We start from the raw sequence: 9,782 nt of genomic DNA, 5'->3' as shown, positions 1-9,782 counted from the left end.
CACCTGTTCCCATACCGAACACAGAAGTTAAGCTCAATAGCGCCGAAAGTAGTTGGAGGATCTCTTCCTGCGAGGATAGGACGTCGCAATGCGTACTGGACGATTAGCTCAGCTGGGAGAGCACCTGCCTTACAAGCAGGGGGTCACAGGTCCGATCCCTGTATCGTCCATAACAAAGGTTACCCTGCTGCTAGTCGGTAGGGTAACCTTTTTGATTATAAACATCTTATCTAACCAATTGCATAAGAATTTGCTATACTTGATGGTATGATGATTGAATTGCCACGGCAATTTAAAGAGAGGACTTAGGATGGTTGAAGATTACGCAGTAAAATATGAGCTTCTGCATGTTGAAAAACATACTGGAGCGCGATTGGGTAAAATTACAACACCCCATGGTGAAGTAATGACCCCAATGTTTATGCCGGTGGGAACACAGGCAACAGTCAAAAATGTGTCACCACGAGAATTAAAGGAAATTCATTCACAATTCATTTTGGCAAATACTTATCATTTGTGGTTACGCCCAGGTGATGAATTGATTGCGCAAGCCGGTGGGTTACACAAATTTATGGATTGGGATGGTCCTATTTTAACTGACTCAGGTGGATTCCAAGTTTGGTCTCTTTCACAGCATAATAGTATCAGTGAAGAAGGTGTGACATTTAGAAATCATTTGAATGGTGAAAAAATGTTTTTGTCTCCTGAAGTTGCCATGCGGATTCAAAATAATTTAGGATCTGACGTGATGATGCAATTGGATGAGGCAATTCCTTACTTTGAGAGCTACGACTATGTCAAAAATTCAGTAGAACGAACGTCACGTTGGGCGGAACGAGCTATCGCAGCACATAAACGTCCTGAGGATCAAGCACTCTTCGGAATTGTACAGGGAGCGGGGTTCAAACAACTACGTAAACAATCTGCTGAAGATTTAGTTTCATTGGATTTGCCAGGTTATGCAGTTGGAGGCCTATCAGTTGGTGAATCAAAAGAAGAAATGAATCGTGTGTTAGACTTCACGGTGCCTTGGTTGCCTGAGAATAAGCCACGCTACTTGATGGGTGTGGCTGCGCCAGACTCATTAGTTGATGGCGTCATTCGAGGAATCGATATGTTTGATTGTGTCTTGCCAACACGGATTGGTCGAAATGGTACCCTAATGACAAAACATGGTCGAATTGTGATTACAAATTCAAAGTATAAGGACGACTTTTCATTAATTGATCCTGATTTGGATGACTATGGTTCAACCCACTTTACAAAAGCTTATTTGCATCACTTATTTAAGGCTAATGAGTTGTTAGGTCAAAATATTGCCAGTGTGCATAATCTACGTTTCTTGTTGAAGTTGATGGAAGATATGCGGACAGCAATTGCTGAGGATCGTTTGCTCGACTTTAGGGCTGAGCTAATGGAAAATTATGGCTATAATAAGGCCAATGCACGCTTGTTTTAAAATTAAGAAATTTATCGAGGTAGAGAAATGAATAGTTCAATGCTTATTATTTTATTAATCATCGTTTTGATGTACTTTATGATGATTCGTCCACAACAAAAAGCCCAAAAGAAGCAAAAGGAAATGTTGTCAAACATTCAACCTGGAACAGAAATCGTGACAATCGGTGGTTTACACGCGACTGTTGTATCAGTTAGTGCTGATCACAAGACCGTTTCACTTGATGCCGATGGCTCATTTTTGACATATGATATGGCAGCAATTCGGTCAGTTGTTTCAACTAAAGACGCTGTTAATGAAAAGGTTGAAGCCTTGAAGGGTGTTCAAGAAGAAGCTGAGGACACTGCCGAGAATATGGCTGAAGATGTTTCAGAAGCTAAGGCAGACGCACAAGCTTCAATTGAAAACGCTACTAAAGATATTCAAAATGATACTGAATCTGAACTTGCTGATGACAAGAATCGGGAAGCTAATCAAGTAGATTCAACAAATACGCCAAGTGAGAAGTAAACGAGAGGATTCAAAGCACAGTCTTTGAATCCTTTTTATTAATCTGTAAGGTGGGTAATCTGATGGAAACATTTTTGGAATTCCCGTTAAAATTAGAAACAAACCGAAAAATACTACATGTCGATATGGATGCATTTTACGCTCAAATCGAAATTCGAGATAATCCGGCTTTAGCTAATCAGCAAGTAATCATTGCTCGGGATCCTCGACGTAATGGAGGAAAAGGCGTTGTCGCCACGGCTAATTATAATGCAAGAGCAAAAGGGGTTCACTCGGCGATGAGTGCCGCTGAAGCGCTTGATTTAGCGCCTAAAGCTGTGTTTATTACGCCTAACTTTACAAAATATCGTGAGGCTTCGCATCAAGTTCACGATATTTTTCATGAATTTACGGATAAAATTGAACCAGTTGCCTTTGATGAGGCCTATCTTGATTTATCTGATCGCACAGAGAATCTGGTGGCGTTAGCACATCGGATGCAACAGAAAATTTATGATGAATTACATTTAACTTCATCTGTTGGAATCTCATTTAATAAGTTTTTAGCAAAGTTAGCTTCTGAACACAATAAGCCGGTCGGCCTAACGGTCATTCGACCTGAGGATATTCGACCGTTTTTAGATGCTGAACCAATTGAGTCCATTCGTGGGGTTGGAGCAAAAACAGCAGAACGAATGCGAGAACTTGGTGTCCAGACCGGGGCAGATTTATATCAGATGTCGCAAGATGAACTCATAAGTGAATTTAATCGACAGGGTTTTGAACTTTATGAGCGAATTCGGGGGATTGATAATCGCCCCGTGATGTATGAACGACAACGCAAGTCGATTGGGAAAGAACATACGTTTAACCCGTTGATTCGTTCTGAAGACGAAACCTTGGCGGAAATAAAAATTTTGGCGAAAGAAGTTACAGAAGCACTAAGTCGACAAAAGATGCATGGCCAAACCCTGGTTTTAAAGTTACGTGATGAGAATTTTAATACTGTGACACATCGCATGACGCAAAATGATTTTATCGATAATGATCCAGTTGTATTGAATCGGATTGCCAATGATTTATTAGAAGAGGCCGGAGGATTTCGACAGCCATTACGTTTAATTGGGTTAACGATGACTAATCTAACACCTTTGGCATTTGAAAATATTGCCTTGAGTTTATACGAGTCGTAGGCTAGGCTATGGTATACTTAAAGTTAACGAAAAAAAGGGAATGAATATGACAGCACAAACACAAATTTTGGCACAAATTAAACAAGCAGATACAATTATTATTCATCGGCACCAGCGCCCTGATCCAGATGCCATTGGATCACAAATGGGATTGGCTGAATTAATCCGAACATCTTTTCCAGAAAAGACCGTTTATACTGTGGGAAAACAAGCCCCTAGTATGGCTTGGATGGGCGAAATGGATCAAATTTCCGATGATGTCTTTCAACGAGCATTGGTCATTGTGACTGATACTGCAAATGAACCACGTGTTGATGACCAACGGTATATTGAAGGACGTACTTTGGTTAAAATTGACCATCATCCAAATGATGAACCATACGGTGATTACTCCTGGGTCGATACAACTGTGTCATCTTCGTCAGAATTAATTTATGATTTTTATCAAGAGTTTTCAGATGAACTAACTTTATCAGATGCTGGAGCCGCAGATTTATATGCAGGGATTGTTGGCGACACTGGTCGTTTTCTATATGCTTCTGATACAGCGACGATGGCCGCTGTATCAGGGCTAATGAAGTTCGATTTTGACTGGAATAAGATTAATCAATCAATGGATACAATTTCACCTGAAGCAGCTAAGGTATCGGGATATGTCTATGAGCATATGACCCTAACTGACTCAGGGTTCAACTACATTATTTTAACTAATGAAATTCTTGACAGCTTTGATTTAGGTGATTTTGGCACATCATTTATTGTACCTTTGATGGGTAAAATTAATGTTGCTAAAGCATGGGCTGTATTTGAACAACAGGATGAAGGTTTTTATCGTGTTCGGTTACGTGCCCGTAACATTCCAATTAATGGGATTGCTAAGCGTCATGGTGGTGGTGGTCATCCACTTGCATCAGGTGCGATTGCCCAGAACGATGAAGAAGTCCAGGAAATTATTAAAGAAGCAGATCAATTATTAAAGGAGCACGCCAATGGCTAAATTTACCGATTATCACTTGCGCGATGAGTTATATCAAGCGCTTGATGATATTCATTTCGAGACGCCTACACCCGTTCAAGCCCGCTTAATCCCAGTGATTTTGCAAGGTCGTTCAGTAGTGGGCCAATCACAAACAGGTTCTGGAAAGACGCATGCCTTTTTGTTACCGATTTTTCAAAATGTGGATCCAACGCAAAACCAAGTGCAAGCAGTGATTACCACACCATCTCGTGAATTAGCACAACAAATTTATCAAGCGGCCAAACAATTGGCCAGTCATTTTCCTGAGGATGCCGCACCACGCTTAGGCCTTTTTGTTGGGGGAACTGATAAAGCACGCCAGGTTAACCAATTAAAGAGTAATCAACCACAAATTGTGATTGGAACACCTGGTCGGATTAAAGACTTGTATCAAAGTGGTGACTTGGCGATTCATACAGCCAAAACTTTGGTTGTCGATGAAGCTGATATGACATTAGATATGGGATTCTTGAATGATGTTGATGCTATTGCGGGAGCAATGCCAGAAGATCTACAAATGTTGGTCTTCTCAGCAACGATTCCACAAAAATTACAACCATTTTTGAAGAAGTATCTTGATAATCCAGTTGTCGAAGAGATTCCAGTTGAAACGGTTATTTCATCAACGATTCAAAATGTGTTGATGGATACTAAAGGAAAAGCTAAAGATGAATTGATTTATAATCTTTTGACGATGGGCAATCCTTATATGGCTTTGGTCTTCACCAATACCAAGGAGCGAGCACATGAACTAGCACGCCAATTGAAGGAACGTGGACTTAAGGTTGCTGAAATTCATGGTGGTATTCAGCCCCGTGAGCGTCGCCGGACAATGCAACAAATTCAACGTCTAGATTATCAATACGTTGTAGCTACTGATTTAGCTGCCCGTGGAATTGATATTCCTGGGGTCTCATTGGTTATAAATGATGGCATTCCTAATGACTTGGAGTTCTTTATTCACCGTGTGGGTCGAACTGGCCGAAATGGTGCATCAGGGACAGCGATTACCTTGTATACGCCCGATGAAGATGAAAAGGTTTCTGAAATTGAAAAACTTGGGGTAAAGTTTGAACCGATGACTTTGTCAAAGGGTGAACTAAAACCTGCTCCTGATCGTCGTCGCCGTAAGCAACGAACGAAGTCAACGCAAAAGTTGGACCCAACTATGATTGGGATGGTTAAGAAGAAGAAGAAGAATGTTAAGCCAGGTTATAAGCATCGGATTAAGAGTGAAATCGAACGAGATGCTCGTAACAAAAAGCGTATCGAAGAACGTGAACATATGCGTGCAAAGCGTAAGGCAAATAAAACTCGTTAAACGGGAAGCTAATGACTCAGAGATGAGTGGTTAGCTTTTTTTGTTGAAATTGCGTTCAAAACGCTTGTTTTACTAAAAACATTTGTGTAAAGTAGATTTTAGTAAAAATTAATGGGAAGCAGTGACTTTCCAATTGGAGGCTTTTTAATGCAATTACAGAAATTAACGAAACAACAAAAATGGGTTATGGGTTCAATGTCTTCAGGCTTCATGCTGGAGAATATGGATGTGATGTTTGTATCCTTTGCCTTGAGTTCAATGATTGCAGACCTCCATTTGAGTGGCGGACAAGCTGGTTGGATTTCTTCAATCACGAATATTGGTATGTTAGTTGGTGGGGTAATCTTTGGTTTAATTGCCGATCGGATTGGGCGGATTAAAACTTTCAACTATACAGTGCTATTGTTTGCGTTAGGGACGACTGCGATGTCGTTTGCAAACCAGATCGAACTTATTTATGTCCTCCGTTTTATTACAGGTTTAGGAGCTGGTGGTGAATACGGGGTGGCCATGGCTTTGATTGCTGAAAACTTTCCCAAGAAGCAGGTTGGCAAGGTATCGTCAATTGGTGCAGTTGGTGGCCAATTAGGAGCCATGCTGGCAGCGATTGCAGCGGCAGTGATTCTCCCTGGTAATCATTGGCATGCCCTCTTCCTATTGGGACTAATTCCGGTTGTCTTGACATTATTTGTGCGACGGCATGTTAAAGAAACACCGCGTTTTGCAAAAGATCAGCCCGAAAAGGCTTCATTAGCATTATTATTCAATACGCCTAAGCGCTTTTATACCACTTTGGCCTTGATGGTGATGGCCGTTGTCCAAATTGCTGGATATTTTGGCATGATGAATTGGTTGCCAACGATGATGCAGCATAAGTTAGGCTTGTCAATTTCAGGATCATCAATTTGGATGGTTGCCACGATTGCAGGTATGTCAGTGGGGATGCTGGTGTTTGGAAGTATTCTAGACAAGTTTGGACCACGGGTCGCGTTTGGTGGCTTCTTAATTGGTTCAGCACTGATGGTATATGGATTAACCTTAGCTCACACGATGTGGACCTTAGTATTGGCAGGAGCGATGGTTGGCTTTTTCTCAAATGGTATGTTTGGTGGCTATGGCGCAGTGATTTCAAGTTTGTACCCTGAAGAAATTCGGGCAACAGCTAATAATGTCATCATTAATACTGGGCGTGCAATCGGTGGCTTTTCATCAGTAATTATTGGTATGCTGATGGCTCACCACACTATGAGTTTTATCATGGGCGGTTTATCAGGAATGTATCTCATTAGTTTCGTGGTGATGTTAACAGTTCCTGGTTTAAAACAATATTTGGCAAAATAAGCGGATATACGCGTAATAAAAATTTAAGAAAATCGCTCACATTTTTGTTGGGTTATGCTATAATATCCTTTGAGGATTAGGATTTTCTAATTAGAACTAGAGACGTTACGGTTGGTGGAAGTAACGCTAAATTAAGTCCTAGCTACCTCCTTTGAGTTGTTTACGAAAGTAAACCGTATATCGGCGTTAACGAGTTATAAGAGGTAATGATAACAGATAATCATTGCAAGCGAAGTGGTACCGCGTTTGAGCGTCTTCGATTTGCAATGGTTACCTGTTTTTTTATTTTAAAAGAAAGAGGCGAATTTCAAGATGAAAGAATTATCATCAGCTGAAACACGCGATATGTTTTTGCGTTTTTTTGAAAGTAAGGGGCACAAAATTGAGCCATCTCAATCTTTGATTCCAAAAGATGATCCAAGTTTGTTGTGGATTAACTCAGGTGTGTCAACTTTAAAGAAGTACTTCGACGGAAGTGTGACGCCTGAAAATCGGCGGATGACGAACGCCCAAAAAGCAATTCGTACAAACGATATTGAAAATGTCGGACATACTGCCCGCCATCATACTTTATTTGAAATGATGGGAAACTTTTCAATTGGAGATTATTTCAAAGACCAAGCGATTCCATGGGCCTGGGAACTATTAACGAGCCCTGATTGGTATGATATGGATCCTGATAAGTTGTATGTCACGGTATATCCAAACGACGAAGAGTCAAAACGGATTTGGTTGGATACAGTTGGCCTTCCAAAGGATCATCTTTATGATGAACCTGATAACTTCTGGGATATTGGAGAAGGACCTTCAGGACCTGATTCTGAAATTTTCTATGATCGTGGTGAGAAGTATAACGCTGATGATCCAAATGAAAATTATCCTGGTGGTGAAAATGATCGTTACTTGGAAATTTGGAATATTGTCTTTTCACAATATAACCACTTGCCAGGTTTAACTGATAATAAGGATTATCCTGAATTACCACACAAAAACATTGATACGGGAATGGGTCTTGAACGAGTTGTATCTGTTTTCCAACATGCAGATACGAACTTTGAAACTGACTTATTCTTGCCAATCATTCATGCAATTGAAAAAATGAGTGATGGTAAGCACTACGGTGACTCAGAAGACTTAGATGTTTCATTTAAGGTGATTGCTGATCACGCTCGTGCTGTGACCTTTGCCATTGGCGATGGTGCACTACCTTCAAATGAAGGTCGTGGTTATATTATTCGTCGTTTGCTCCGTCGTGCAGTTGTGCATGGACGTCGCTTAGGAATCAACCAAGTCTTCCTTAAGGATTTGGTACCGGTTGTCGGTGAAATTATGCAGTCATATTATCCTGAAATTTTGGAGAATGCAGACTACATCGCCTCAATCGTTGAAAAAGAGGAACTTCGTTTTAATAAGACTCTTACTGCCGGTTTGCAATTACTTGGTGAAGTGACCAAGGATGCAAAGGAACATGGTGGCGTGATTGATGGTAAAGTGGCCTTTAAGTTGTACGATACGTATGGTTTCCCACTTGAATTAACGAAGGAAGAAGCTGAAGATCAGGGGCTTACTGTTGATGAAGATGGCTTCAACCAAGAAATGCAAGCACAACAAGAACGTGCACGCTCTGCTCGTGGTAAGCAAGCTTCAATGGGCATCCAAGATAGCTTATTAACTGATTTGCAAACTGATTCTGCTTATGTCGGCTGGACTGATTTAGATGTGACTGATGCGGTATTGGCAGACATTATTGTTGATGATCAATTGGTTGATTCAGTTGAAGATGGCAAAGCGACGTTGGTCTTCGATCGGACACCATTCTATGCTGAAATGGGTGGACAGGTTGCTGATCGCGGTTGGATTATGGACGAGAATGGTGAAGAAGTTGCTGAAGTCCTAGATGTCCAAAAGGGACCTAATGGCCAACATTTGCATACGGTAAGTGTTGAAAAGCCATTGTCAGTTAACTCAGCCTATCATTTGATTGTAGATGAAGCATATCATGCCGCTGTTTCTAAGAATCACACGGCGACACACATGTTGGATCAAGCAATCCGTAACATTTTGGGAAATCGTTCAACTCAAGCTGGTTCTTTGGTTACAGCTGATGGCTTACGGTATGACTTCAACTATAATGAACCAGTGCCTGCTGACAAGTTGCAAGAAATTGAAGATTTGATTAATCAAAAGATTATTGAAAATCTACCTGTTTCTTGGCTAGAGACTGACAAAGAAAGCGCCGAAAAAATGGGTGCAGTTGCCGAGTTCTCAGAAAAGTATGGCGATAAAGTTCGTGTGGTATCAATCGGTGATTTCAATTCAGAATTTGACGGTGGTACACATGCTAAGTCAACGGTTGAGTTAGGCATGTTTAAAATTGTTAGTGAACAAGGAACTGGTGCTGGTGTACGCCGGATTGAAGCGGTAACTGGTCAAGGAGCCATGAACTTGTTTAAGCAACACGATGCTTGGTTGAATCAAGCAGCTCAACAAGTTAAGGCTCCACAACTTTCACAAGTTAATGAGAAGATTGAAAATCTTCAAACTAATTTGAAGGAAGCTGAACATCAAGCAACGGCCCTTGAGCAAAAGTTAGCAAGTCAAAGTGCCACAGCTGCCTTTAGTGACGTACAAACGGCTGGTAAGTACAGCTTAATTACGAGTGAGCTATCGGTTGAATCAATGGATGGTTTACGTACGGCTGCTGATACTTGGAAGCAAACGATGCCATCAGATGTCTTGGTATTAGCTGCTAAGGTTGGCGATAAGGCTAACTTGTTAGTTGCTGTTAACCCAGAAGCGGTTCAAGCAGGAATTAAGGCCGGTGACTTAATTAAGGTGATTGCGCCAGCCATTGGTGGTGGCGGCGGTGGTCGTCCAGACATGGCTCAAGCCGGTGGGAAGAATCCTGATGGGATTCAAAAGGCTTTTGCTGATGCCAAAAGCTGGTTAGCTGAGAAGTAA

The 9,782-nt window shown here is 41.2% G+C and carries 7 protein-coding genes, 1 tRNA gene and 1 rRNA gene; all 9 read left to right on the top strand.

Features of this window, described 5'->3' with window-relative positions:
- Positions 1–92 (top strand): 5S ribosomal RNA (rrf, locus tag JOC36_RS08555); the annotation flags it as partial.
- A gap of 5 nt (positions 93–97) precedes the next feature.
- Positions 98–170: transfer RNA gene (locus JOC36_RS08550), tRNA-Val, on the top strand.
- A 140-nt stretch (positions 171–310) separates the two neighbouring features.
- Positions 311–1,459 carry a tRNA guanosine(34) transglycosylase Tgt gene (tgt, locus tag JOC36_RS08545; RefSeq protein WP_205146076.1) on the top strand — a complete coding sequence of 383 codons (1,149 nt, stop codon included), beginning with the start codon at positions 311–313 and terminating at the stop codon, positions 1,457–1,459.
- A gap of 27 nt (positions 1,460–1,486) precedes the next feature.
- A complete protein-coding gene (yajC, locus tag JOC36_RS08540; RefSeq protein WP_205146075.1) occupies positions 1,487–1,969 on the top strand; it encodes a preprotein translocase subunit YajC in 483 nt (160 codons plus the stop codon).
- A gap of 59 nt (positions 1,970–2,028) precedes the next feature.
- Positions 2,029–3,141: a DNA polymerase IV gene (dinB, locus tag JOC36_RS08535; protein WP_205146077.1), complete on the top strand. Its 1,113-nt coding sequence runs from the start codon at positions 2,029–2,031 to the stop codon at positions 3,139–3,141.
- Between the two features lie 46 nt (positions 3,142–3,187).
- Positions 3,188–4,138, top strand: a complete 951-nt coding sequence (locus JOC36_RS08530) for a DHH family phosphoesterase (RefSeq protein WP_205146074.1) — start codon at positions 3,188–3,190, stop codon at positions 4,136–4,138.
- Positions 4,131–5,480, top strand: a complete 1,350-nt coding sequence (locus JOC36_RS08525) for a DEAD/DEAH box helicase (protein WP_205146073.1) — start codon at positions 4,131–4,133, stop codon at positions 5,478–5,480. Before JOC36_RS08530 ends, JOC36_RS08525 begins: the two co-directional genes overlap by 8 nt.
- A 147-nt stretch (positions 5,481–5,627) precedes the next feature.
- A complete protein-coding gene (locus JOC36_RS08520) occupies positions 5,628–6,821 on the top strand; it encodes an MFS transporter (RefSeq protein ID WP_205146072.1) in 1,194 nt (397 codons plus the stop codon).
- Positions 6,822–7,133: 312 nt separating this feature from the next.
- Positions 7,134–9,782: an alanine--tRNA ligase gene (alaS, locus tag JOC36_RS08515; RefSeq protein ID WP_205146071.1), complete on the top strand. Its 2,649-nt coding sequence runs from the start codon at positions 7,134–7,136 to the stop codon at positions 9,780–9,782.

The organism is Weissella uvarum (genome assembly GCF_016908785.1).
In the GTDB taxonomy this organism is placed as follows: domain Bacteria; phylum Bacillota; class Bacilli; order Lactobacillales; family Lactobacillaceae; genus Weissella; species Weissella uvarum.
Note: the sequence above shows the minus strand (reverse complement) of the source record. Positions and strands in the feature narration are given on the sequence as shown.